Annotated in this window: 24 protein-coding genes; 20 read left to right on the top strand and 4 right to left on the bottom strand. The window is 37.9% G+C overall.

The window, feature by feature from the left end:
• Positions 1–57 precede the first annotated feature (57 nt).
• The 14 genes from polA to BQ5341_RS10720 all read left to right on the top strand — a co-directional run bounded on the left by polA (position 58) and on the right by BQ5341_RS10720 (position 15022).
• Complete coding sequence (gene polA, locus BQ5341_RS08475; protein ID WP_071131569.1) at positions 58–2703, top strand: DNA polymerase I; 2646 nt, start codon at positions 58–60, stop codon at positions 2701–2703.
• Between the two features lie 13 nt (positions 2704–2716).
• The gene (gene mutM, locus BQ5341_RS08470) at positions 2717–3544 is read left to right on the top strand and encodes a DNA-formamidopyrimidine glycosylase (protein WP_071131568.1); all 828 of its coding nucleotides are present in this window, start codon (positions 2717–2719) and stop codon (positions 3542–3544) included.
• A 3-nt stretch (positions 3545–3547) separates the two neighbouring features.
• Positions 3548–4153: a dephospho-CoA kinase gene (coaE, locus tag BQ5341_RS08465; RefSeq protein ID WP_071131567.1), complete on the top strand. Its 606-nt coding sequence runs from the start codon at positions 3548–3550 to the stop codon at positions 4151–4153.
• Positions 4154–4284: 131 nt separating this feature from the next.
• The gene (gene nrdR, locus BQ5341_RS08460; RefSeq protein ID WP_071131566.1) at positions 4285–4752 is read left to right on the top strand and encodes a transcriptional regulator NrdR; all 468 of its coding nucleotides are present in this window, start codon (positions 4285–4287) and stop codon (positions 4750–4752) included.
• 4 nt (positions 4753–4756) lie between these two features.
• The gene (locus BQ5341_RS08455) at positions 4757–6100 is read left to right on the top strand and encodes a DnaD domain protein (protein ID WP_071131565.1); all 1344 of its coding nucleotides are present in this window, start codon (positions 4757–4759) and stop codon (positions 6098–6100) included.
• A 4-nt stretch (positions 6101–6104) separates the two neighbouring features.
• Entirely contained in the window at positions 6105–7034 is a 930-nt protein-coding gene (dnaI, locus tag BQ5341_RS08450) for a primosomal protein DnaI (protein WP_071131564.1), read from the top strand.
• 225 nt (positions 7035–7259) lie between these two features.
• Positions 7260–7682: a hypothetical protein gene (locus tag BQ5341_RS08445; RefSeq protein WP_071131563.1), complete on the top strand. Its 423-nt coding sequence runs from the start codon at positions 7260–7262 to the stop codon at positions 7680–7682.
• Between the two features lie 114 nt (positions 7683–7796).
• Entirely contained in the window at positions 7797–8492 is a 696-nt protein-coding gene (locus BQ5341_RS08440) for a tRNA (adenine(22)-N(1))-methyltransferase (RefSeq protein ID WP_071131562.1), read from the top strand.
• Positions 8489–9478 (top strand): Nif3-like dinuclear metal center hexameric protein, encoded by a 990-nt coding sequence (locus BQ5341_RS08435; protein ID WP_071131561.1) that lies wholly within the window; start codon positions 8489–8491, stop codon positions 9476–9478. Before BQ5341_RS08440 ends, BQ5341_RS08435 begins: the two co-directional genes overlap by 4 nt.
• Before the next feature lie 32 nt (positions 9479–9510).
• Positions 9511–10755, top strand: coding sequence for a peptidase T (gene pepT, locus BQ5341_RS08430; RefSeq protein WP_071131560.1), 1245 nt, complete (start codon positions 9511–9513; stop codon positions 10753–10755).
• Positions 10756–10770: 15 nt separating this feature from the next.
• Complete coding sequence (locus BQ5341_RS08425; RefSeq protein ID WP_071131559.1) at positions 10771–11040, top strand: DUF1294 domain-containing protein; 270 nt, start codon at positions 10771–10773, stop codon at positions 11038–11040.
• Between the two features lie 9 nt (positions 11041–11049).
• Positions 11050–12081 carry a lysylphosphatidylglycerol synthase transmembrane domain-containing protein gene (locus tag BQ5341_RS08420; RefSeq protein ID WP_071131558.1) on the top strand — a complete coding sequence of 344 codons (1032 nt, stop codon included), beginning with the start codon at positions 11050–11052 and terminating at the stop codon, positions 12079–12081.
• 116 nt (positions 12082–12197) lie between these two features.
• The gene (gene clpB, locus BQ5341_RS08415; protein ID WP_071131557.1) at positions 12198–14816 is read left to right on the top strand and encodes an ATP-dependent chaperone ClpB; all 2619 of its coding nucleotides are present in this window, start codon (positions 12198–12200) and stop codon (positions 14814–14816) included.
• Positions 14817–14896: 80 nt separating this feature from the next.
• Positions 14897–15022 (top strand): hypothetical protein, encoded by a 126-nt coding sequence (locus tag BQ5341_RS10720; protein ID WP_268873199.1) that lies wholly within the window; start codon positions 14897–14899, stop codon positions 15020–15022.
• 55 nt (positions 15023–15077) lie between these two features.
• Here BQ5341_RS10720 and BQ5341_RS08410 read toward each other — a convergent pair whose 3' ends face one another.
• Positions 15078–15755 carry a DUF2238 domain-containing protein gene (locus tag BQ5341_RS08410; protein ID WP_071131556.1) on the bottom strand — a complete coding sequence of 226 codons (678 nt, stop codon included), beginning with the start codon at positions 15753–15755 and terminating at the stop codon, positions 15078–15080.
• A gap of 139 nt (positions 15756–15894) precedes the next feature.
• Between BQ5341_RS08410 and lepA the strand changes: the two genes are divergently transcribed.
• Both lepA and BQ5341_RS10765 read left to right on the top strand, forming a co-directional pair.
• On the top strand, positions 15895–17724 hold the full coding sequence (lepA, locus tag BQ5341_RS08405) for a translation elongation factor 4 (RefSeq protein ID WP_071131555.1): 1830 nt from the start codon (positions 15895–15897) through the stop codon (positions 17722–17724).
• Between the two features lie 269 nt (positions 17725–17993).
• Positions 17994–18245, top strand: coding sequence for a transposase (locus tag BQ5341_RS10765; RefSeq protein ID WP_106396189.1), 252 nt, complete (start codon positions 17994–17996; stop codon positions 18243–18245).
• 159 nt (positions 18246–18404) lie between these two features.
• Here the strand turns inward: BQ5341_RS10765 and BQ5341_RS08400 are convergent, their stop codons facing one another.
• Complete coding sequence (locus tag BQ5341_RS08400; protein ID WP_071131554.1) at positions 18405–18791, bottom strand: type II toxin-antitoxin system HicB family antitoxin; 387 nt, start codon at positions 18789–18791, stop codon at positions 18405–18407.
• A gap of 32 nt (positions 18792–18823) precedes the next feature.
• Positions 18824–19021: a type II toxin-antitoxin system HicA family toxin gene (locus BQ5341_RS08395; protein ID WP_071131553.1), complete on the bottom strand. Its 198-nt coding sequence runs from the start codon at positions 19019–19021 to the stop codon at positions 18824–18826.
• Positions 19022–19541: 520 nt separating this feature from the next.
• Here BQ5341_RS08395 and BQ5341_RS08390 point away from each other — a divergent pair.
• Positions 19542–20450, top strand: coding sequence for an ABC transporter ATP-binding protein (locus BQ5341_RS08390; RefSeq protein ID WP_071131552.1), 909 nt, complete (start codon positions 19542–19544; stop codon positions 20448–20450).
• Positions 20428–21162, top strand: coding sequence for an ABC transporter permease (locus BQ5341_RS08385; protein WP_071131551.1), 735 nt, complete (start codon positions 20428–20430; stop codon positions 21160–21162). Before BQ5341_RS08390 ends, BQ5341_RS08385 begins: the two co-directional genes overlap by 23 nt.
• Before the next feature lie 166 nt (positions 21163–21328).
• Here BQ5341_RS08385 and BQ5341_RS08380 read toward each other — a convergent pair whose 3' ends face one another.
• Positions 21329–22318, bottom strand: a complete 990-nt coding sequence (locus tag BQ5341_RS08380; protein WP_071131550.1) for a LacI family DNA-binding transcriptional regulator — start codon at positions 22316–22318, stop codon at positions 21329–21331.
• Positions 22319–22564: 246 nt separating this feature from the next.
• On the opposite strand from BQ5341_RS08380, the gene BQ5341_RS08375 reads away from it, so the two are divergent.
• Both BQ5341_RS08375 and hxlB read left to right on the top strand, forming a co-directional pair.
• Positions 22565–23191, top strand: a complete 627-nt coding sequence (locus BQ5341_RS08375; protein ID WP_071131549.1) for an orotidine 5'-phosphate decarboxylase / HUMPS family protein — start codon at positions 22565–22567, stop codon at positions 23189–23191.
• Entirely contained in the window at positions 23188–23730 is a 543-nt protein-coding gene (hxlB, locus tag BQ5341_RS08370) for a 6-phospho-3-hexuloisomerase (protein WP_071131548.1), read from the top strand. The genes BQ5341_RS08375 and hxlB overlap by 4 nt, the downstream gene beginning before the upstream one ends.
• Positions 23731–23828: the final 98 nt, after the last annotated feature.

Genomic DNA, 23828 nt, shown 5'->3' with positions numbered 1-23828 from the left:
AAAGTCTTTTTCTTTTTATGTTAAAATGGATTTTAAGTAAACGAGGAGGTTATCGGCTTGACGAAAAATAAAATTTTATTAATTGATGGAAACTCAGTCGCTTATCGGGCTTTTTTTGCCATGCACGCCGTTTTAGAAAAATTTAAAAATAAGAGTGATCTGCACACGAACGCCATTTTTGCTTTTAATAATATGATTGAAAATGTAGTGAAAAAAGAAAAACCTACCCATGCGCTGGTGGCTTTTGATGCAGGAAAAACAACTTTTCGGACAGAATTTTTTGCCGACTATAAAGGTGGACGGGCCAAAACACCAGGGGAATTTAAAGAACAAATTCCATATATTAAAGAACTGACGGCCGCTTTAGGGCTTACCCATTATGAATTGAAAAATTACGAAGCCGACGATATTATCGGTACCTTGGCCAAATTAGCCGCCGCTGAAAATTTTGAAGTCATAGTTGTATCTGGTGATAAAGATTTAACCCAACTAGCCAGCAGCCAAGTGACGGTCCAAGTTACCAAAAAAGGCGTCAGCGAATTAGAACCTTACACGCCAGCAACGATTGCTGAAAAATACGATGGCTTAACACCCCTCCAAATTATTGACCTTAAAGGACTGGCCGGAGATACTTCTGATAATATTCCTGGAGTCAATGGAATGGGTCCAAAGACGGCCATTAAATTACTGAAACAATTCGGCTCAGTGGAAAATATTTATCAAAATCTTGATCAAATTAAAGCTTCAAAAATGAAAGAAAATATTGTTCGAGATGAAGCGCAAGCTAAAATGTCAAAACAACTAGCCACGATTAATCAAGCCGCGCCGGTAACGATTTCGCTAGCTGATTTAAGTTATAGTGGGGCCAATCTGGACAAACTCATTCCATTTTATGAAGAAATGGATTTTCAAAGTTTGTTAAGTAAAGTGGCGCCAGAAAGTGTCGCGCCAATTGTTTTGACGGATTTGGATTATCAAGTGATTGATACAGTCAAGCCAGAATATTTCGCGGCAGAAAATGCGCTATATATTGAAATGCTGACTAGTAATTACCACACGGCTGAAATAATCGGTTTAGCATTTGGTCATGGAGATAAAATTTATGTTTTGGATTCATTAGACCTAGTGAATGAGCCAAATTTTCAAGACTTTTTAAAAAATCCCCAACAGAAAAAATTGGTCTTTGATGCCAAAGCTACATTTGTCGCCAGTCATCGCCTAGGGGTCGATCCGGTGGGGATTGATTTTGATTTATTATTGGCTAGTTATTTGTTAAATCCCAATGAAAATGCCAACGATCTCGGAACAATTGCCAAAAATTTTGACTTTGTCGATATTGCCAACGATGAATCGGTTTACGGAAAAGGCGCCAAGTTAGCTTTACCAGAAAAAAATATTTGGCAAAAACATCTTGCCCATAAAATTTCCGCCTTATTAAGTGTTAAAGACCAAGTGGTAGAAAAATTGGCGGAAATTTCTCAAACACAACTTTTTTATGAGATGGAATTGCCCCTTTCACTCGTCTTAGCACAAATGGAAATCACCGGCATTACAGTGGACCGCTCGCGTTTAGAGGCGATGCAAGGAGAATTTTCTATTCAGCTAGAAGCAATTGAAGAAAAAATTTATGCAACAGCCGGTGAACATTTTAATTTAAATTCGCCTAAGCAATTAGGAGTAATTTTATTTGAAAAAATGCAGCTGCCGGTAATTAAGAAAACAAAAACCGGTTATTCAACGGCCGTTGATGTCCTGGAACAATTGCGCAGTCAAGCACCGATTGTGGACGATATTTTGACTTATCGCCAAATTGCCAAAATCCAGTCGACCTACGTGGAAGGATTGCTCAAAGTTATTGCGCCAGACGGAAAAATTCACACCCGCTATCAACAAACATTAACCCAAACCGGACGCTTGAGTTCCGTTGATCCGAATTTGCAAAATATTCCCGTTCGTTTAGAAGAAGGACGGAAAATTCGTCAAGCGTTTGTTCCGCGTCAAAAAGATTGGCTATTATATTCTTCTGACTACTCTCAAATTGAACTGAGAGTTTTAGCCCATATTTCAGGGGACGAACATTTGCAACAAGCTTTTATTGAAGGCCAAGATATTCATAACTCCACCGCCCGCCGCGTGTTTGGCCTAGCAGAAGATGCTGTTGTCACGCCAAATATGCGCCGCCAAGCAAAAGCTGTGAACTTTGGAATTGTTTATGGTATTTCTGATTATGGTTTGTCGCAAAATCTAGGAATTACTCGCAAACAAGCGCAAACTTATATTGATACTTACTTTGAAAAATATCCTGGTGTCAAAAAATATATGGAAGAAGTTGTTCGAGAGGCCAAAGAGGCCGGCTTTGTAGAAACTTTGTATCATCGTCGCCGTTATTTGCCAGAAATTAATTCTCGGAATTTTAATTTGCGGAGTTTTGCCGAGCGTACTGCTATTAATACGCCGATTCAAGGCAGTGCCGCCGATATTTTAAAAATTGCTATGATCGATATGCAAAAAGCATTGGAAAAAGAAAAAATGAGTGCCACCATGTTGCTCCAAGTTCACGATGAGCTAGTTTTTGAAGTGCCAGAAGAAGAACTTGAAAAACTAGATGCGCTAGTCAAAGAAGTGATGGAAAATGCTGTCAAACTTGCCATTCCATTAGTGACTGAAAGCAACTGGGGCCACACGTGGTACGAAGCAAAATAAAGGAAGTGACGCAGTGCCAGAATTACCAGAAGTTGAAACCGTCAGAAATACTCTCCGCCCATTGATTATTGGAAAAACAATTCAAGAAGTGATTATTTTGTATCCAAAAATTATTGAAAATATGGACGGTGCCACATTTGCTAAAAGTCTAATCGGTGAAAAAGTCGAAGAAATTAATCGGCGAGGGAAATTTTTAATTTTCCGTTTCACTCATTTTGATTTGATTTCTCATTTGCGAATGGAAGGAAAATATCAAGTAGTCAATGAGGCGGCCACACCAATAACCAAACACACGCATATTTTGTTTACCTTTACAGACGGCAGTCAATTACGTTATCAAGATGTCCGGAAATTTGGGCGAATGGTCTTGGTTTTAAAAAATCAAGCATTACAATATAAATCATTAGTCAAACTAGGACCTGAACCGACAGCAGAAAACTTTTTGCTAGCCGATTTTGCCGCTCAGCTGAAACAATCTAAAAAAGAAATTAAACCTTTATTATTAGAACAAAAAATTGTCGTCGGTTTAGGAAATATTTATGTGGACGAAACCCTGTGGCTAAGTCAAATTCACCCTTTAAGAAGAGCCAATTCATTGAGTGATGAAGAAGTAGTCGTTTTACATGACGCCATCATTCTTGTCTTGCAACAAGCAATCTTGGCCGGCGGAACAACGATTCGTTCTTATCATAATGCCGTCGGAGAAGAGGGCCATTTTCAACAACGGCTCCACGTTTACGGCAAAACCGGATTGCCGTGTGATCGTTGCGGCACGCCGATTGTTAAAATAAAAGTAGGCGGACGGGGGACGCACTTTTGTCCTCAATGTCAAAAGGAGTAGCTGATGACCTTTATTTTAGGATTAACCGGGGGCATTGCCTCAGGAAAAAGTCTGGTCAGTCAATTTTTTCAAGAAAAAAATATTCCTGTGCTTGATGGCGATATTATTGCCCGAAAAGTCGTAGAGATAGGGCAGCCGACGTTAAAAAAAATTGCCGATTATTTCGGTCAAAAAGTGATCAAACCAGATGGTACTTTAAATCGGCAGGCGATAGGGGCGATTGTTTTTGACAATCCGGCTGAACTTAGCGCTTTAAATAAAATAATGGATGAAGCGATTCGCGGAACTTTTTTAAAGGAAATTAAAGACGCTCAAAGGAAAAATGTGCCGCTTTTAGTTTTAGATGTGCCGTTATTATTTGAAGGAAAATACGCCCAATATGCGGATGAAACAATGGTCATAGCGGTGGATGAAAAAATTCAAAGGGCGCGCTTAATGAAACGCGATGGGATTGATCAAGCCTCGGCGCAAAAAAAAATCCGTAGTCAAATGTCCTTGGCAGAAAAAAGTAAATTAGCCGATGTGGTCATTGATAATCGTGGAACTAAAGAGCAAACCAAACAACAAATTAGCGATTGGCTAAATAAAAACGCAGCGCGATTCCATTAAGCGCTGCGAGTTTATTTGGTCATTTTTTTTCATCCCCAAAACCGCTCTTATCTGTTATAATTAGAGCAAAGTAACTTGCAAACGATTCAGAAAAGCATAAAGAAAAGCACGAAGAAATTTGAGGTGAAAAGATGCGTTGTCCACGGTGTAATCATAATAATTCTCGGGTAATAGATTCTCGCTCCACTGACGAAGGTCGCGCAATTCGGCGCCGTCGTGAATGTGAAAATTGTCAGTTTCGTTTTACTACTTTTGAACGAATAGAAGTCACTCCGATGCTCGTTGTGAAAAAAAATGGCGAACGGGAAGAATTTAAGCGGGAAAAGATTTTATCAGGTATTGTTCGTTCGGCAGAAAAACGTCCAGTTTCCATGGAACAAATGGAATCTTTAGTGGAACGAGTGGAAGCAAAAGTCCGCAAAAGTAGTGAAAATGAAGTTTCCACTAACCAAATCGGCGAATATGTTATGGAAGAACTGGCTAATTTAGATGAAATTGCTTATATTCGTTTTGCCAGTGTCTATCGGCAATTTAAAGATATGTCAGTGTTTTTAAAAGAATTACAAGAAATTATGGAAAAAGCGAAAAACGGTGAGTAAGATCATGGAAAAAATACAGCTCCAACCAAAAGATAATTATCAATTACAAGTGGCTGATGAAAATTTTTTAAATAGCGACTGGTCAACAGTTTTAAGCACTTTGTATTTGCCAATTATCGGCATGAAAGGATTTAGTTTATATCAATTTTTCTTTGTCCAACAAAAAGCAGATTTAAAACAATTTGGTAAACACGCCCAAATTTTAGCTTGGCTGGATTTTGGTTTGCCAGAATTTTTGGCCACCCGTCAAAAATTAGAAGCAGTTGGTCTTTTAACAAGTTTTTATCACGAGGAAACATTTATTTACCAACTTCAAGCACCACTAAATTTCACGGAATTTTTCCATGATGAAATTTTTACCCAGCTTCTAGTTTTGCAAGTAGGGCAACAAGAAGTACAACGGTTAATTGATATTTTTTTACCAGCTAAAAAAAAGATCAACTCCTATAATAATATTTCCGCAAGTTTTCAATCGATTTTTCCTGAAACGTTGGCCTATTTGCCAGCTGAAAGTCCGGTGAAAATTCCAGAAACGGAAGTGATGGAAAAAACGGATTTTGATTGGTTATTTTTTAAAGAAGTGGTGGAAAAACCTGGCCTTTTGGTAAAAAATTTAACTAAAGAAGAGCGACAAAACTTAATTCAATTTGTCCAACTTTATGGCTATGACGAACTTACTTTAGGTCAATTGGTAGTAGACACAGCCGATCTTGCGGATAAGACTTTTGATTTTAAAAAGTTAAAACAAACGATTGCTGCTGATTTTAATCAAAAATTACAACGGTTAAGCGCGCCAAAAATAACGGCGAAACAAAGCGCACAAGTAGAAAATGAAAGAACAAGCGTTGCTGGAGAAGATCGCTTCGCCTTGCTTTTAGCTAAAGGATTTACCAATGAAGAAATTGAATTTATTAAAGCTTGCGAAAAAATTGCCCCGTTGCAATTTTTAGCAGCCATTAAAAAACAAAAAGGTGGCTTTTTGGCCAACTCCGAAAAATATGTCGTGGAAAATTTATTAAAACGGCGGGTCTTACCAGCTAGTGTGATTAATGTTTTAATTGATGTCGTTTTGCGTCAGCAAGATCGGGCTAATTTGTCAGCCGCCTACGTAGATGCGATTGCCAACACGTGGGCTCAAGCTCATATTACATTGCCTGAAGAAGCGATTGAAAAAGCGCGGGATTTTTCTGAAAGCAATCAGCGACCCACCCGAGCGAAATCAGCCGGGAAAAAGAAAAAAGAACCTTTGCCAACTTGGGTCGATCAACCGGTAGCAGAAACGACAATGGATGAACAAGAGCAGGCCGCCTTTAAGGCACGGATCGAAAAATTAAAAGAAAGCCGGTGAAACGATGGAAGATGTCGGTAAAGAAATTCGCAGTCTAATTGAAAAACGAAATGTTGGAGCGGTCTATGAAAAATTAGTCGCAGAAGTCTTGCATGATCCAGAAGTTGCAGCATTTTTGCAGCAACACCAAGGACAACTCACAGAAGAAGAAATTCTTAATTCTTATGCAAAATTATACGAATTTGTCCAAGAAAAAGAAAAATATCGCCGGGGTGAAAAAAATCAGTTAGCACCAGGATACAAACCTGAACTAGTTTTAAATCATCATTTTATCGATGTTTCTTATGTGGCGACAGTCGAACTTTTAAAAGAACAAGAACGCTTAGCGATTTTAAAGCGGGTTTCGATGTTTGAAATGCCAAAAAATATAAAATATGCTTCCTTCGATCAATTTCAACTGACGCCTCAACGGGCCAAAGCGATTGATTCTGCGTTAAAATTTGTCGAAGATTACGCCACTGCCCCTGAAGTTTTTCATAAAGGCTTATATTTATCAGGAAGTTTTGGCGTTGGGAAAAGTTATTTGCTAGGCGCCATTGCCCACGAGTTAGCTAAACATGGCTTTGCTACTCAATTAGTGCATTTTCCGTCATTTGCTCTTGATATGAAACGGGCGATTGGTCGCGGAACCGTTGCTGAAGAAATTGAACAAGCAAAAAAAGTGCCTATTTTAATGTTAGATGACTTAGGAGCGGATAATTTGTCCAGCTGGATTCGTGATGAAGTGTTGGGAGTAATTTTACAATATCGGATGCAAGAAGAATTACCGTTATTTATTTCTTCTAATATTTCGTTAAATGATTTGGAAAAAAATTATTTAACGACTAATCAAAAAGGGGAAGAAGATCCCTTGAAAGCCAAACGCCTGATGGAGCGCCTACGCTTTTTAACGACGGAAGTGGCCATGATTGGTGACAATCGTCGGAATGAATAAGTTGTCTTTTATTTTTTTCTAAGGCCAACTTTTGGAATACCATTTAAAATAATAGTTAAAAGAATTTCGTGTCGGAAGAATTTTTCTTTCGACATTTTTTGATCAAATAAGCTAACGTGTGTTTTTTAATTATTTTAAATCATTGTTAATTCAACATTCTCATGCAATTTTAAGTTGACGTTCTTGTTTTTTTTATGGGAAAATTATAAAAAAAGGAGGTTCACCATGAAAAAAACAACGATCTTCGTATTACTTAGCAGTTTATTTTTGTTGGGAGCGTGTACTAATTCTAACAATGCTGACACCAATGAATCTACCAAGGAGGTTACTGAAGTGGAAAAACCTAGTGCAAACGCCAAATTTTCTGGAACGCTCACTCAAGATGCGCAAACGGAAAATGACGGTACCGTTACTTTAACAGTCAATGCCATTGCAGCCACAAACGATCCCGGTAGTTTACTAAATTCTATGAAAAATGATGGGGTTATTTTACACGTTGAACCAGAGCAATTAGCAGTGGGAACGACAATTGAATTAAAAGCCGGCAGTCTGATTGAGTTTCAATTAACTGAACAAGCAATTATGACCATGTCTATTCCACCACAAGTACCAGGCAACTCGATTGTTTCAGTGAAACTTGCTCAATAATTTGTTTTCAAAATAGTCGCGACTTAAAAATTATTAGTCAAAATAAAAAGATTGTTGGTAAAAATTGCCGACAATCTTCTTTTTTTTGCTATAATTTAAGTTGAGGTGTTTTGTGTGAATGAAAGAAATTTATCCAAACGATTGCAAATGGTGGCCGATCTTGTGCCGAGACAATCTTTTTTAGCTGATATTGGGTCAGATCATGGTTATTTGCCGGTGCATTTACTACTCAATCAGCAAATTATCGGGGCAATTTGTGGTGAGGTGGCGCCAGGTCCATTTGCTGCTACAAAAAAAGAAATCGAAAAAGCCCAGATGACTGAAAAAATTTCGGTGCGTTTAGCTGACGGCTTGGCGGCGATTTTTCCAGCAGATCCGATTACGGCCATTACTATTTGTGGGATGGGGGGAAAATTAATTGCCGATATTTTAGAAGCGGGAATTAACCAGCTGCGTCCGGAGATGACTTTAGTTTTGCAACCGAATAATAATCAGGATTTGCTTAGACATTGGCTTAGTGATCATAAATATGAGTTAGTTCAAGAAAATATTACTGAAGAAAATGGCAAAATCTATGAAGTGATGGTGGCTAAGAAAAATCCAGCGGCCACTCCTTTAAAAGAGAACGAAATATTTTTCGGTCCGCTCTTACTAAAAGAAAAATCAGAAATTTTCATTAAAAAATGGCGGCGGAATTTGCAAACGAAAGAAAAAATTTTAGCCCAACTAAAAACCGGTCAAGTTGTAGAAGAAAGTAAAATTGCTCGCTTTCAACAAGAAATACAATGGATAAAGGAGTGGATCAAATGATTGGCACAGAATTTATTGCTCGCTTCGAACGGTTTTGTCCCCAGTCACTAGCGGAAGTTGGCGATCCGGTTGGACTACATATTGGTACCCTGGATAAGCCGGTGAAAAAAGTTTTAATTACTTTAGATGTTCGTCCTGAAGTAGTTAGCGGGGCGATTTTTCAAAAGATTGATTTAATTGTCGCCAAGCACCCGCCGATTTTTTCGCCAGTTTCAAGGCTAACTGACGACAATCCGCAAACAAAGATGTACAATGATTTAATTCGCCACAATATTGCCGTCTATGCGGCCCACACGAATTTAGATATTGTGGAAAATGGCCTGAACGATTGGTTTTGCGAGGCACTTGGAGTGACGGTAGATAATTTTTTAGCCCCCACTGCTGAAGTCCCGTATGGAAAAATGAATTTCGACTTACCGGAAAAGCCAGAATCACTGTTGACAGCTTTGAATCGATTGAATATTTTTATTGACCAGCAAGAAGGCCGTCAGGAAATTATTTTTCCACGAGCAGATTTAACTGAGATAGAAGAGCTATTCCAGACTTTGCAAATTAAAATCTTAGCCCAATCGTCTTTTATAAAGGAATTTGGGCTCGGTCGCGTCGGTCATCTAGAGCAAACAGTAACGTTAGAAAATTTTGCCAAAAAAGTTAAAAAAACGTTCGACGTAAAAGATCTGCGTTTAATTGCTGAAAATCCACAAAAAATGGTAGAAAAAGTAGCCATTTGTGGTGGTAGCGGACAAAAATTTTATCATGACGCGCTAAAACAAAACGCTGATGTTTACATTACTGGCGATGTGTATTACCATACGGGACATGATATGCTGGCCGACCATATGCCAGTGATTGATCCGGGGCATTATATTGAAAGTTTTTGTAAAGAAAAATTGGCTGATCTATTTAACACTTGGAAAACTCAAGAAAATTGGGATGTTGAATTTATTGTATCTCAGGTGAACACCAATCCCTTTACGATTATTTAAATTAAATTTATTAAAAAAGGAGCAACAACAATATGTCTAATAAATATCCTCAACTTACTGAACGGTTTTTGCGTTACGTTCAAACAGAAACCCGTTCCGATGAAACGAGCACCACTACACCATCGACACAAACACAAGTCGCTTTTGCCCACACTTTGGCCGATGAAATGAAAGAAATTGGCTTAAGCAATATTATTTACAATGAAAAAAATGGTTACGTGATTGCAACCTTACCGGCCAATATTGAAAAATCTGTCCGTAAAATTGGTTTTATCGCCCATATGGATACGGCTGATTTTAATGCTGACAATGTCCAACCAAAAATTATCGAAAATTATGACGGCATTTCACCAATTCAATTAGATGAAGCTGGTAAATATCAATTAAATATTACTGATTTTCCGCAATTAAAAAATTATGCTGGCCAAACACTAATTACGACGGATGGCTCCACTTTACTAGGGGCTGACGATAAATCTGGAATCGCCGAAATTATGTCTGCTATGGCTTATTTGATTGCCCATCCTGAAGTTAAACATGGCGAAATTCGGGTGGGTTTTGGTCCTGATGAAGAAATCGGCACCGGTGCTGATGAATTTGACGTGGCGGAATTTAATGTCGACTTTGCATACACGATGGATGGTGGTCCAGTGGGAGAATTGCAATACGAAACTTTTTCTGCCGCTCAAGCTGTGGTGTCGATTGCCGGAAAAAATGTTCACCCAGGAACCGCGAAAGACACGATGATTAACGCTTTGCAATTAGCGATTGCTTTTCAAAATGCTTTACCACAAGACGAAGTGCCAGAAAAAACTACTGGCTACGAAGGATTTTTCCATTTATTAGCTCTGACTGGAAATGTGGAAGAAGCAAAAATGACTTATATTATTCGCGACCATGACGATGAAAAATTTGCCGCCCGCAAAGAATTAATGGAAAAAATTGCTGATGAAATGAACGCTCAATTTTCAGAAAAACGAGTTTTTCTAGAGATTAAAGATCAATATTATAATATGAGAACAATTATTGAAAAAGATTTATCTATCGTTCAATTGGCTAAAGAAGCCATGGAAGATTTGGAGATTCAACCAATTATTGAACCCGTTCGCGGTGGTACAGATGGTTCGAAAATTTCCTTTATGGGTCTTCCAACGCCAAATATTTTTGCCGGTGGTGAAAATATGCACGGACGTTTTGAATTTGTCGCAGTAGAATCCATGGAAAAAGCGACTGATGTAATTGTTCGGATTGTCGAAAAAAATGTCGATGATAAATAAAAAGAGGATGAGTAAATGACACTGGTAACAATTGGGTGGGGGATTTTTATTTTGGAAAATCTGGTGACTTTTAGTTTATTTGGATTAGATAAATACAAAGCCGTCCACCACCGTTACCGGATTCCAGAAAAAGTTTTGCTGTGGCTGGCTTTTTTCTCCGGTGGAGTAGGTAGTTTTTTAGCGCGTCATCTTTTTCATCACAAAACGCGAAAATATTATTTTACAATCGTTGATGTCGTTGGTTGGATTGCTTTAGTTATCGTGATTTTCTGGCTAAGAAAATAGGAGGGCATTATGTCTAGTTCAAAAAAAAAATTTGCCCTTAATCTCTTAGTTCTCTTAGGAATTTTGGCGGTCATTATTTATATTTTACGCCACTCCATGGGGGCCATTTTTGCGCAATTGGCGACGACTTCTTGGATCGTGGTGACAGGGACTATTTTGGCGGGGTTAATTTACTCCCTTTTAGAAGGCTACAATGTGGTCTTATTATTAAATAAAAATCAAGAACAATTGACGGTTTTAAATGGTTTTAATGCCATTTCTTACACAGCTTTTATGCGGGTGGTGACTTTCGGAGCCGGAACATTGATTGCTGAAGCTTGGTATTATCGCCAAAAAAAAATCGATACTGTAACTAGCGTCGGTTTGGTGAGTTTACGAATGATTTTTAATAAAGTGGCGCTTTTTTGCTGGGCATTTCTTGGTTTTATAGTAAGTGGCCGTCAATTTTTTAATCAGTCGCCGACTCTATTTTACACAGTATTAGTGGGTCTTTTGTTGAACCTTTTAATCATTGTAGCCATTTTTGCCTTGGCAATTAGTTTACATTTGCAAATTTTTACGGTGATTGTAGCCAACAAGTTATTGAAAAGTAAAAAATGGCGCGACCGCTTTGATGATTTAACGCTAAAATTATTTGCGCTGCGGGTCTTATTTAAAAATTTATTATCCGATTATCGGCTATTGTTTAGACTTATTATTTTTAATGTCTTTAAGGTGACGTTTTGGTTAATCATCCCTTATCTAGTCTTACGGCCCGAGCATCCGGAACTGGGATTTTTCACCAGTTTATTTTATACGTCATTTGCCTTACTTTTGGCCGGTGTTATTCCGACACCAGCCGGAATTGGCGGCTTGGAATTTGTTTTCACTTGGCTCTTTATTCCATTAGTCGGTCGCGTTGATGCGATTTCTTCCTTGTTATTGTTGCGCTTTGCAAATTACGTCCTCCCGTTTTTGTTAGGGATGGTTGTGGCCGGTTTTTTACGGAAAAATAAATTACAAGAACAAGTCGCCGAAATTAAAATTGAAAAAAACGCCTAAAAAAAATTCTAAAGAAATGTTAAAAAAGAGAGCAATTCTCGTTTTTAACATTTCTTTTTTTTGCTGTAAAATAAAGTTAGCAGTATAATGTATAGAGTGCTAAAGGAGGAATTTAGATGAATCCAGAAAGTTTAACTCAAGCTTTGCAAGAAGCATTAGGACAGGCAAGAAATGTGGCAATTGAAGGACAGCAACAAGAAATTGATATCGTTCATTTATGGTCTGTTTTCTTACAGCCGAATGAATTTGCCCGAAATTTTTATGCCGATTGTGGACTTGATGTAAAAAAATTTGCAGAAAAAATTCAACAATTATTACAAGAATTACCCAAAGTTTCCGGCGCAAATGTTAATTATGGTCAAAATTTGAGCCAAAATTTATTTCATTTGCTACAAGAAGCGGAGAAAATTAAAAAACAAATGGGGGATGAATATATTGCTACCGAGGTTATTTTATTGGCCTTAATGCAGTTGAAATTTCATCCGCTGACAACTTATTTAACTAAACAAGGAATAAGTGCTAAAATTATCGAAAAAAATATCAAAAAAATGCGGGGAGGAGAAAAAGTGACCAGTAAAAATCCTGAAGAACAATATAAAGCTTTAGAAAAATATGGAGTCGATCTCGTTAAGCAAGTTCAAAGTAGCAAGCAAGATCCGATTATTGGTCGTGATGAGGAAATCCGCAATGTAATTCGTATTTTGTCACGGAAAACCAAAAATAATCCGCTCCTTGTAGGCGAACCTGGTGTTGGTAAAACGGCCATTATTGAAGGATTAGCTTTAAGAATTGTTAAAGGGGACGTCCCAACCAATTTAAAAGGCAAAACGATTTTTTCGCTAGATATGGGGGCTTTAATTGCTGGTGCAAAATTCCGGGGCGAATTTGAAGAGCGACTGAAGGCTGTTTTAAAAGAAGTAAAAAAAGCAGACGGACAAATTATTTTATTTATTGATGAAATTCATAATATCGTTGGCGCCGGAAAAACAGAAGGCTCGATGGATGCCGGAAATTTATTAAAACCAATGTTAGCTCGTGGGGAGCTGCATTTGATTGGGGCCACCACGTTAGATGAATATCGGCAATATATGGAAAAAGACAAAGCATTGGAGCGCCGTTTCCAACGCGTGGTGATTGATGAACCGACTGTTGAAGACACGATTTCTATTTTGCGGGGACTAACGGAACGATTTGAAATTCATCACGGGGTCAACATTCATGACAATGCTTTAGTGGCCGCCGCCACTTTATCTGACCGCTACATTACCGATCGCTATTTGCCTGATAAAGCGATTGATTTAGTGGATGAAGCTTGCGCAACAATTAAAGTGGAAATGAATTCCATGCCCACTGAACTCGATCAAGTCACGCGGCGCCTAATGCAGTTAGAAATCGAAGAAGCCGCTTTGAAAAAAGAAACCGATGACGCATCGAAAAAACGTTTGGCTGATTTACAAGTCGAACTCGCTGATTTGCGAGAAGAAGCCAATCAGAAAAAAATGCAGTGGGAAACAGAAAAACTCGAAGTAGAAAAAGTTTCGGCCAAACGCGCTGAAATAGAAAAAGCCCGTCATCAATTAGACGAAGCTGAAAATAAATATGATTTAGAAAAAGCCGCTGTTTTGCGCCACGGAACAATTCCTCAATTAGAAAAAGAATTGCAAGAATTAGAAAAAGTCAGCTCCGATCATGATTTGAAAATGGTTCAAGAATCAGTGACGGAAAATGAAATTGCCGTCGTTGTGGGAAGAATGACCGGCATCCCAGTCACTCGTCTGGTCCAAGGAGAACGGGATAAATTACTCCATTTAGGGGCGACTTTACATCAACGAGTCATTGGTCAAGATGAAGCTGTTGATGCAGTGGTGGATGCTGTCTTACGTTCAAGAGCCGGCCTGCAAGATCCTAATCGTCCACTTGGTTCCTTTTTATTTCTCGGACCAACGGGTGTCGGGAAAACGGAACTGGCTAAAGCGTTGGCGGAAGATTTATTTGCTTCAGAAGATCATATGGTGCGGATTGATATGAGCGAGTACATGGAAAAATTTTCCGTTTCTCGTCTAGTCGGTGCGCCTCCAGGTTATGTCGGTTACGAAGAAGGTGGGCAGCTAACTGAAGCTGTTCGTCGCAATCCATACACAATTGTTTTATTGGATGAAATTGAAAAAGCTCATCCAGATGTCTTTAATATTTTGCTGCAAGTCTTAGATGATGGACGCCTAACCGATAGTAAAGGGCGGGTAATCGATTTTAAAAATACCGTCTTAATTATGACTAGTAACCTCGGAAGTGATTTGTTATTAAATGGGATCACTGAAGACGGCCAAATTCCTGATGCGGTGGCCGATCAAGTGATGGAAGTTCTCAAGGGACATTTTAAACCTGAATTTTTAAATCGAATTGACGACACGATTTTATTTACTCCATTAAGTTTAGACAACGTCAAAGAAATTGTCGGTAAACTCGTACATCAAGTGGCGAAACGTTTGGCAGAACAAGATTTGTATTTAGATATTTCCGACGAAGCGAAAACTTGGATTGCCGAACAAGCTTATGACCCCGCATACGGCGCTCGACCTTTGAAACGGTTCATAACTAAAGAAATCGAAACTCCACTGGCCAAAGAAATTATCGCCGGCACAATTGCTCCACATACTAAAATTATTGTGTCCATTTTGGCCGGGCAAATTGTTTTTGAAAATGAAGCAGTCCCTGAAGAAGATCATCTTCAATAATTCTTCAAATAAAGAACAAGCTTTAAACATTTGAAAAAAGTGGAGCCATGCTATACTTAATATGAAAGGTGGCAATGTCTATGAATATGTTGATGATTAGCCTAATCTCGCTTTTTGGCGTCGGTTTGCTAGGAACGATGGTGGCCATCACAGGCTACTTGGCAACAAGTAATAAATTAGAACCAATTCGGATCAAAAAAGATTAAAATAAAAACGTTGTTCAAAAAGAATTTTCTTTTTGAGCAACGTTTTTTTGTTTGGCTACATTTTCTCAATTTTAAAAAATGTGAAATAATTTGGATCTTTGCCAACAGAAAAATAACTATAAACAACCATCAACAGCGCCCCTAGCATATTGGTAAATAGATCGCCCATCGTATCAAGTAAAGCTTTTTGTCCCACATAAGGAGTGCCCGTGAAGGATTCAAAACGCTGCAAGTTCATTTTTAAAAAAGTGTCGCAGAAAAATTCCCAGAACTCCCAAAAAATGCCGCACATACTAGCAAAAGCAAAACCGAAAATAATAAAGGTCCAGAGATTCACGTCGCTCACTGCCACTTTTTTTAGTAATCCTGCTAAAATACTATAACCAATCGCCGTCAGCAAAATCGGACTCGCTGTATGCAAAATTTTATCCCAAAATGGAATATGAATAATTAAACGCAAGCCGGTTCCTAAAAAGACTGACAGCCAAATGAAAAACCAATAATATAAATTAATTGGTCGAGGCAATTTGATTTTTAAATAATGGCGTAAGAGCAAAGGGAGACACAATAACAAAATACCCAGCGGCACTTCCACCATTAAAGTTAAGTATTCCCGGCGCATTAAAGTGTTGGTGGCCGGTGTGGTAAAGAAACTGTAAATATTTTTCCCGAAAGCAAAAAGTCCAAACGCTAAAGCGGTGAAAAAAAATATTTTTTCTAAATTTTTACGCATTCTATTTCCTTTCTTGTAAAACAATGGTGAACTAAAAATAGTATACCACGCCAGCAAAACGCGTGACTTATAAAAACTCTTCCCATTGTGTTTTTTCCAAGGTATAATAGAGGTTGATAACTGGAAAGTAGGAAAAATAATGGAAGACTTAAAAAAACGGCAACAACTGATTCGTAATTTTTCAATTATTGCTCATATTGATCATGGGAAATCCACATTAGCCGACCGTATTTTAGAAAAAACCAATACCGTGGCGACCCGCGATATGCAAGCACAACTCTTAGACTCGATGGATTTAGAGCGGGAGCGGGGCATCACGATTAAATTAAACGCAGTCGAGCTCCACTATGATGCCAAAGATGGCCAAAAATATATTTTTCATTTGATTGACACTCCTGGACACGTGGATTTCACTTATGAAGTGTCTCGTTCGCTTGCTGCCTGTGAAGGGGCCATTCTAGTGGTAGATGCTGCCCAAGGGATCGAAGCCCAAACATTAGCCAATGTTTATTTAGCGTTGGATAATGATTTGGAAATAATTCCCGTCATTAATAAAATTGACTTGCCAGCCGCTGAACCGGAAAAAGTTCGTCAAGAAATTGAAGATATTATTGGCATTGATGCTAGCAATGCTGTTTTAGCGTCAGCCAAAGCGGGTATTGGTATTGAAGAAATTCTAGAACAAATTGTTGAACTAGTACCAGCGCCAACCGGTGATCTCGATGCGCCATTGCAAGCTTTGATTTTTGATTCCCTTTACGATTCATATCGTGGCGTGGTGTTAAATATTCGCGTGATGGAAGGAATCGTTCGTCCTGGTGACACGATTATGATGATGTCAAATGGTAAAACATTTGAAGTCACTGAAGTCGGCGTCTTTTCTCCAAAAGCTGTTCAACGGGATTATTTAATGGTGGGCGATGTTGGTTATATGACTGCCGCTATTAAAACTGTTCAAGACACTCGCGTTGGTGATACTGTAACACTCGCCAATAATCCGGCCAAAGAAGCACTGCCAGGTTATCGGAAAATGAATCCGATGGTCTTTTGTGGATTGTATCCCATTGAAAATTCTCGTTACAATGAATTACGTGAGGCTTTAGAAAAATTACAACTAAACGATGCAGCATTACAATTTGAACCAGAAACTTCTCAAGCATTAGGCTTTGGTTTCCGTTGTGGATTTTTGGGTCTTTTGCATATGGATGTCGTTCAAGAACGTTTGGAACGAGAATTTAATTTAGAATTAATTACCACCGCACCATCTGTAATTTATCATGTCAATAAAACCGATGGCAGCATGGTTGTCGTGGACAATCCCGCTGATTTTCCAGAACCTGTGACGATTACTTCGGTGGAAGAACCGTATGTCAAAGCACAGATTATGGTACCTAACGATTACGTTGGTGCTGTCATGGAACTGGCCCAACGGAAACGGGGGGACTTCATCACGATGGATTACTTAGACGATTACCGCGTCAATGTGATTTATGAAATTCCCTTATCTGAAATTGTCTATGACTTCTTCGACAAATTAAAATCATCCACTAAAGGTTACGCGTCACTTGATTATGAAATGGCAGAGTACCGAGTAAGCCAACTGGTGAAAATGGATATTTTACTGAATGCCGAGCGCGTCGATGCCTTAAGTTTCATTGTTCATAAAGAATTTGCTAATGAACGCGGTCGCGTTATTGTGGAGAAATTGAAAAAATTAATTCCTCGTCAACAATTTGAAGTGCCAATTCAAGCGGCTATCGGGCAAAAAATTGTTGCTCGTTCTGATATTAAAGCATTACGGAAAAATGTCTTAGCCAAATGTTACGGCGGTGACGTTTCTCGTAAACGTAAATTATTAGAAAAACAAAAAGCCGGTAAAAAACGCATGAAACAAATCGGTTCCGTCGAAGTCCCACAAGAAGCCTTCATGGCCGTTTTGAAAATGGATGATGACGAACCTAAGAAGTAGCGCGGTTTTGTTGGAAATAGTTCGGAAAAGTTTATAAAAAAAGGAAATCTTCGCCCACAGTTTTGCTTGGGCGAAGATTTTTTGGGCTCTATAAAAATATGGACCGATAGAATAAAAATTCTATCGATCCATATTTTTATAAAAAAAAAAAGCATACAAATTTTCCGTTAGAATAGAATCGCAACAATCACATTCTGAAGAGGAAAATCTGTATACCAGAATCAAATGATATTAAAAAGATTCTTAGAATAAAATACACAAATATATAAATCCAAGGAATTGACGCAAAAACGATAAAAAAGGCGGGTATTCTTTTATCCTTAGAAAAATCTTATCCCAATGGAAAACTTAAAAATATCTACACCCACTTTAAAGTTCTGAAAAGAGTCGGCTATGGTTATCGAAATTTTTCCAATATGCGCGCTCGAATTTTCTTGACCAATAATCTCATTAAAAAACAGCTGAGACAGAAAATGAATTCTATCTCAGCTGTTTTAGATAGTTATATTAGTCCGATTTAACATTGAGCCGTAAACTTTAGAAAGGTGTGCTTTATTTCATCTAAAATCAAATTTTTATCTATATGCTCATTGGCAATATTTCAGGGTAAATAAGCTTGCGAATTCATGCAGGTTTGATAAAGATCCAAAATTAATTGAGTGAGATTTACTTATTGTAGGTTAGACGCCTAACTTCTCCATCAAAGCCTCTGTCATTGTTTTAGAAAAGTTGATTCCTTCTTTTTCGGCTCGAATATTTAGCCAATGAGGGACTTTAATGGTTTTTTTATCAGGTTTAGTTTCTTTTAAATAGTCAGATAGATTAACAGAAATAAGGCTTGAAAATTGTTTTTCAGGATTAATTTTAATTTCATTTAGCGGTGATGCCGTTGGAAGTGGAATACCATTTTCGATGTTCCAAGCTAACTGAATTCCCAAAGCATCTGAGGCCATTTCTAAAGCATCTGCGAGATCGTTTCCTTGTGTTACGGCCCCATCAACATCAGGAAAATAAATACCAAATCCGACTGGATCAGTTTCAAAAACCGCTGGATAAATTTTAATCATGTATACCACCCTTTCTAAAATGGAGAGGGAGTTTATTTCCCTCTCGCTTTACCTAAAGCTGCTTTGACTGTTTTTTCAACAACCTTGGAGAGCTCTTTATTGTGACTAGTCAGTGTTATTGGACGTTCACCAGCTTTTTCAAACTTGCGATGAGATCCTTTGCCACCTTTCACCTCAATAAAACCTATGGAAATCAAAAGTCGTTCAGCTTCGCGTACTGTCATTGGCATGTGCACATACCTCCTGACAAAAATATAGTAGCACGCCCAAGACGTACTGTCAAGACGTTTAATTCATAAAAATAGGATTTTGGCACAAAAAAAGATGTTATGATTGTAGTATTGAAAAGTCTGAGGAGGACGCATATGCCAAGGCCAGGGCAATGCAAAATATCTGACCTCAGATTTTTTTGCATAAATAAAAAAGCCTAGCTCTCGCTAGACTCAGGTTGATTATCAATTTCAATACTTGCTAGCGCTGTTAACTTACTGGCATTTTCAAAGCTAATGTTAGTGAATTTTTTCTTGCCAGTTTTTAAAATTGATTATCAAACAGAGCGATGAAGAGATGGCAATATTTAATCAGAATATGAAAAAAATTTGATATCTACTGATAAAGATTTTGCACTAAATTATAATACATATTCACATTGTACAACCAGAACCCGTTTAGTTACTAAAAATTTCTGACCTCTTGTATACTTAAAGTAAGGATTTTTCTGCAAATCGTTTGGATAGAGGAGGGAATCTTATGAAGCCGGTGATTGTTTCTGAGAAAATAAAAAAGGAATTTTCCAATAATGTTGCGTTGCACGGTATTGATTTATCGATTAATGAAAATGAATGTGTTGCTTTATTGGGGAAAAACGGTGCCGGAAAAAGTACACTTTTAAATATTATATTAGGAAATTATTTTCCAACGAGCGGAAACATGACCATGAATTTTGCCAAAAATGAAATTGGTTTTTTGCCGCAAAAGACCAATTTTCCTGAAGATGTAAAAGTGGATGAACTTATCCATCTTGTAGCCAGCTATGGCCAGAACCATTTATCAAAAGAAGAGAGAAATGATATTCTTAAGTTTTCGCCTGAACAATTAAATCAATTTGCCGCGAAATTATCTGGTGGACAACAACGGCTCCTTGATTTTTGTTTATCGATCATCAATAAGCCTAAGTTACTGATTATGGATGAGCCGACCAATGGCATGGATACCAGCACCCGGCAACACTTTTGGGAGATTATCCAACAGTTGATGAAAAATGAAACTACGATTGTTTTTACGACACATTATATTGAAGAAGTGAATTATAGTTCAGATCGGGTGGTTTTATTGGATGATGGGAAACTGATTGCAGATGACGCGCCTTACCACTTACGAATGCTGGATCATGAGAAGATACTTTGGATTGAGTCGGATAACTATTCGCCATACAAAGAAAAAGTCCAAAAAATAATTTCCGCAAATCAAATTCGCGTGGTGGAAACGAATGAATTAACGAAATGGCACTTTCAAGCTGAAGAGGCAAGTAGAATTCTTGAAGAACTGTTAGCAATCGATTTTCCTTTAGAAAAAATTGAGCTGACCAATACATCCTTGTTAGATACGATTTTTAATGAGAAAGGGGGCGTTGGCAATGAAGAGCTTGATGAAAGTTGAACTATTGCGAATCACCCGCAACAAAAAATATTTGCTTATGAGTATCGCGATGCCAGTGGCCTTTTATCTCATCTTTACAGCGGTGATTAATATACCTGATCCAGAAAGCCAAAAACTATTTATGAAAGAATACCTCATATCAATGACGACGTTCAGTTTAACTAGCTTTTCTATTTTTACTTTTCCTTTTGAAATCATTCAGGACAAGAAAAATGGCTGGCGGACTCTTTTAAATCGACTACCAATCAAGACATTTGAAATTTATTTGATCAAAATAATTAAAATGCTGCTCCTATTCATTTTAGCGATTTTACTTGTCTTTCTGACGGGATTTCTAGTGAGAAAAGTTGAGATGACTGCTCAACAATGGATCATTTCTGCTTTGTTGCTGTTGTTTGGGGCAACGATTTTTCTAAGTCTAGGGACTCTTCTGAGCAACTTTAAAGATGAAAAAACAGTTTCTGTCTTTGCCAATATTTTATTTTTAGGATTGGCGATGTTAGGTGGTTTATGGTTTCCGACAGACCAATTTCCCGGTTGGTTACAAACGATTTCCAAGTTGACTCCGACTTATCATTTCCGAGAGTTGGCTGTGGGCTATATCGAAAATGGCTTGGTGCCACTAAATTCCGTGTTGATTATGATCTCGTACGGGGTGGTATTTTTGGGAATTTCGTTTCTTATTTCAAGAAAACGAGAGGATGTTTCTTAGTCAGAAAAAAAGTGAAGATTTTTTAAGACTATCAATAAAAATAATTTACACCACGAAACCCCATCGCAGAAAGTTAACTGCGATGGGATTTTAATTTTTTTGTTATACACCTAAAAAATAGACCTTAAAAGTTAGTGTCTAGATCTAACGTTTAAGGTCTATTCAATTAAAGTGAATTCCGCAAATGAATTTTAGCAGGAATAATCATCTCAGATTCTATTGGTAGATTTTCGGTGAGAAGTCCCAGCATTTTTTCACCGGCAACTATTCCGATTTCTTCTGATTGTTGGACAACGCTTGTCACACCTGGTCCAATTAAAGAGGCGAAATTCCAATCATCGTAGCCGGCAATCCCGACATCTTCTGGAAATTTTATTTTTTCTTCATATAAAACTTTTAGCAGTTCTAACAAGACTTTTCCGTTTAAGGCAAATAAAGCTGTTTTTTCTTCGCTACTAATGGCGGCTAAAATACTTTCTTTAAAAGTGGAGTCTAGTCGAGTTTCGATTAACTGAACTTTTTTATTTTTGGACTGTATATTTTCCCGAATCGTTTGATAACGAATTTGCCGCGTTAAGACGTCCTCTAAAGGTTCAGTCACCACAGCTATTTTTTCATAATTTTTCTCTAAAATATAATTGGTAATCTTTGAAGTGGCCTCAACATTGTTCATAGTAATCACCGGCCATTGATTCGGCTCAGTTTCTCGATCAACTAAAATCAAAGGAATATTTTGTTGAATCAAAAAATCATACTGGCTCGTCCTTGGACAGGAAGGTTGCAAAATAATTCCTTCAATCCCTTGATCTAACAGCTTCCGGAGTAATCTATTTTCTTGTTCAATGGAATTTCCAGCATCGATAATAATCATTTGATAATCACTTTGTTTCAAGACATCGCCGATTCCTTTCAACAAAAATGAGGAATATATATTAGAAATATCTGCAACGACGACGCCAATGAGATAACTTCTTTTTGATTTCAACGATTGCGCTTGCCGATTGGGATGATAATCGAGTTGTTCAATGGTGGCGGCGATTCGTTCTTTTGTTTCTTGCGACATATTTTCGTATTTTCCATTTAAATACCGGGAAATGGTCGTCTTAGAAACACCGGCTTCTTCAGCCACGCGGGAAATTGTAACTGTTTTTTTCATGGTGGAAACCTCCATTTTAACTATTGTGTTCAATTTATCTGATGGACTAGGTTTTGTAAAGTAAAATTTAAAAAGGTTTATTTAATGAGGAGTTTAGCGGATTAATTTCCGCTGATGAGATTCTTGACAAATTTAGTGAACCGATTTACCATGAGCTTAGAAATCTGATTCTTAAAGAAATTTCTGAATTATTTTTAACAGATGAGATGCTAACTTAATTTTTGAAAAAATCGGAGGGATAAAATTTTGAAATTGCAGACGGCAATCGACAGAGTGACCTTAGAAGAGGCGCTGATGATTGCTAAAAAAATCAACGGGAAAACAGATATTTTTGAAATGGGCACCTCTTTAATTAAAGATTACGGAACAATTGCCATTGAACAGTTGCGAGAAGTTTTAACTGAATCTGAATTATTAGTTGATATGAAAACAATTGACGAAGGCGGCTATGAATTTAAACAAGGTTTTCGCTACGGTGGAGATATTTTGACGGTCATGGGGGCCGCTTCACTAGACACTCTGAAAATTTGTTATGACGTTACTCAGCAATCTGGAAAGACCATGATGATTGACTTACTTGAAGTTGACGAAAAAAAGATTGCGTCACTGCTGGCATTTGAGGAGGCCATTTTTTGTATTCATCATTCCATTGATCGAGTGGATCATCAAGATGCAGTCAAAACGGTGGCTTATTTTCACCACGCGTTTCCACAAATTAAGCATCTAGCGGTTGCTGGCGGGATTGATTTAGAAACGACAAAATCTTTGGCCGCTCAAAAAATTGTTGAAATTGTCATCGTTGGCTCCAGTATTACTAAAGCTGACCATATTGAAATTGCCTTAGATAAATTTATCCAGGAGGTCCACAAATGAGCACGATCGAAAGTATTATGGAAGAAATCAATCAAGTAATGAAATTAGTAGATGAAAATCAATTAGATCAAGCATTACCTTATTTTAAAAAGGACAAACGAATTTTTGTAATTGGTGCAGGTCGCAGCGGATTTCAGGCGAAGGGATTTGCCATGAGATTAATGCACATTGGCTACCAAGTCTATGTCATGGGTGAAACCATTACGCCGGCTATTGAAAAAGGGGACACTTGGGTAGCTGTTTCGGGCTCTGGGACTACCAAAGGAATTGTCGCCGATACCCAAGCTGCTCAAAAAATTGGTTTAGACATTGTTGTTTTCACCAGTGAGGCAAAATCACCGCTAGCCCAATTAGCCAATCAAGTCATTATCGTTCCAGGAGCAACAAAAACCGGCAGCGGCATTCAATCAAGCCAATTGCTTTCCACACTTTTCGATCAAACGGTTCATATTACTTTGGACACCCAGATTCAAAAAATTGCCCAACGTGATCAAGTATCTAAAGAGTCCGCGCTAAAAGCCCATGTAAATGTTGAATAATTAGCGAAAAATATTTCGACCAGAAACTCTGGAAATTTTAAAATCTCTCGAGTTTTTGAAAAATTCCCCTTGATCAGGTAATTTTTATCTCTGAGAAG

Origin of the sequence: Enterococcus timonensis, from assembly GCF_900104595.1 — a bacterium.
GTDB classification, from domain to species: domain Bacteria; phylum Bacillota; class Bacilli; order Lactobacillales; family Enterococcaceae; genus Enterococcus_J; species Enterococcus_J timonensis.
Note: the sequence above shows the minus strand (reverse complement) of the source record. Positions and strands in the feature narration are given on the sequence as shown.

Coding starts and splice junctions, on each gene's coding strand:
- coaE (WP_071131567.1), top strand. CDS start 3,548: ATGACCTTTATTTTAGGATTAACCGGGGGCATTGCCTCAGGAAAAAGT.
- nrdR (WP_071131566.1), top strand. CDS start 4,285: ATGCGTTGTCCACGGTGTAATCATAATAATTCTCGGGTAATAGATTCT.
- BQ5341_RS08455 (WP_071131565.1), top strand. CDS start 4,757: ATGGAAAAAATACAGCTCCAACCAAAAGATAATTATCAATTACAAGTG.
- dnaI (WP_071131564.1), top strand. CDS start 6,105: ATGGAAGATGTCGGTAAAGAAATTCGCAGTCTAATTGAAAAACGAAAT.
- BQ5341_RS08445 (WP_071131563.1), top strand. CDS start 7,260: ATGAAAAAAACAACGATCTTCGTATTACTTAGCAGTTTATTTTTGTTG.
- BQ5341_RS08435 (WP_071131561.1), top strand. CDS start 8,489: ATGATTGGCACAGAATTTATTGCTCGCTTCGAACGGTTTTGTCCCCAG.
- pepT (WP_071131560.1), top strand. CDS start 9,511: ATGTCTAATAAATATCCTCAACTTACTGAACGGTTTTTGCGTTACGTT.
- BQ5341_RS08425 (WP_071131559.1), top strand. CDS start 10,771: ATGACACTGGTAACAATTGGGTGGGGGATTTTTATTTTGGAAAATCTG.
- BQ5341_RS08420 (WP_071131558.1), top strand. CDS start 11,050: ATGTCTAGTTCAAAAAAAAAATTTGCCCTTAATCTCTTAGTTCTCTTA.
- clpB (WP_071131557.1), top strand. CDS start 12,198: ATGAATCCAGAAAGTTTAACTCAAGCTTTGCAAGAAGCATTAGGACAG.
- BQ5341_RS10720 (WP_268873199.1), top strand. CDS start 14,897: ATGAATATGTTGATGATTAGCCTAATCTCGCTTTTTGGCGTCGGTTTG.
- BQ5341_RS08410 (WP_071131556.1), bottom strand. CDS start 15,755: ATGCGTAAAAATTTAGAAAAAATATTTTTTTTCACCGCTTTAGCGTTT.
- lepA (WP_071131555.1), top strand. CDS start 15,895: ATGGAAGACTTAAAAAAACGGCAACAACTGATTCGTAATTTTTCAATT.
- BQ5341_RS08400 (WP_071131554.1), bottom strand. CDS start 18,791: ATGATTAAAATTTATCCAGCGGTTTTTGAAACTGATCCAGTCGGATTT.
- BQ5341_RS08395 (WP_071131553.1), bottom strand. CDS start 19,021: ATGCCAATGACAGTACGCGAAGCTGAACGACTTTTGATTTCCATAGGT.
- BQ5341_RS08390 (WP_071131552.1), top strand. CDS start 19,542: ATGAAGCCGGTGATTGTTTCTGAGAAAATAAAAAAGGAATTTTCCAAT.
- BQ5341_RS08385 (WP_071131551.1), top strand. CDS start 20,428: ATGAAGAGCTTGATGAAAGTTGAACTATTGCGAATCACCCGCAACAAA.
- BQ5341_RS08380 (WP_071131550.1), bottom strand. CDS start 22,318: ATGAAAAAAACAGTTACAATTTCCCGCGTGGCTGAAGAAGCCGGTGTT.
- hxlB (WP_071131548.1), top strand. CDS start 23,188: ATGAGCACGATCGAAAGTATTATGGAAGAAATCAATCAAGTAATGAAA.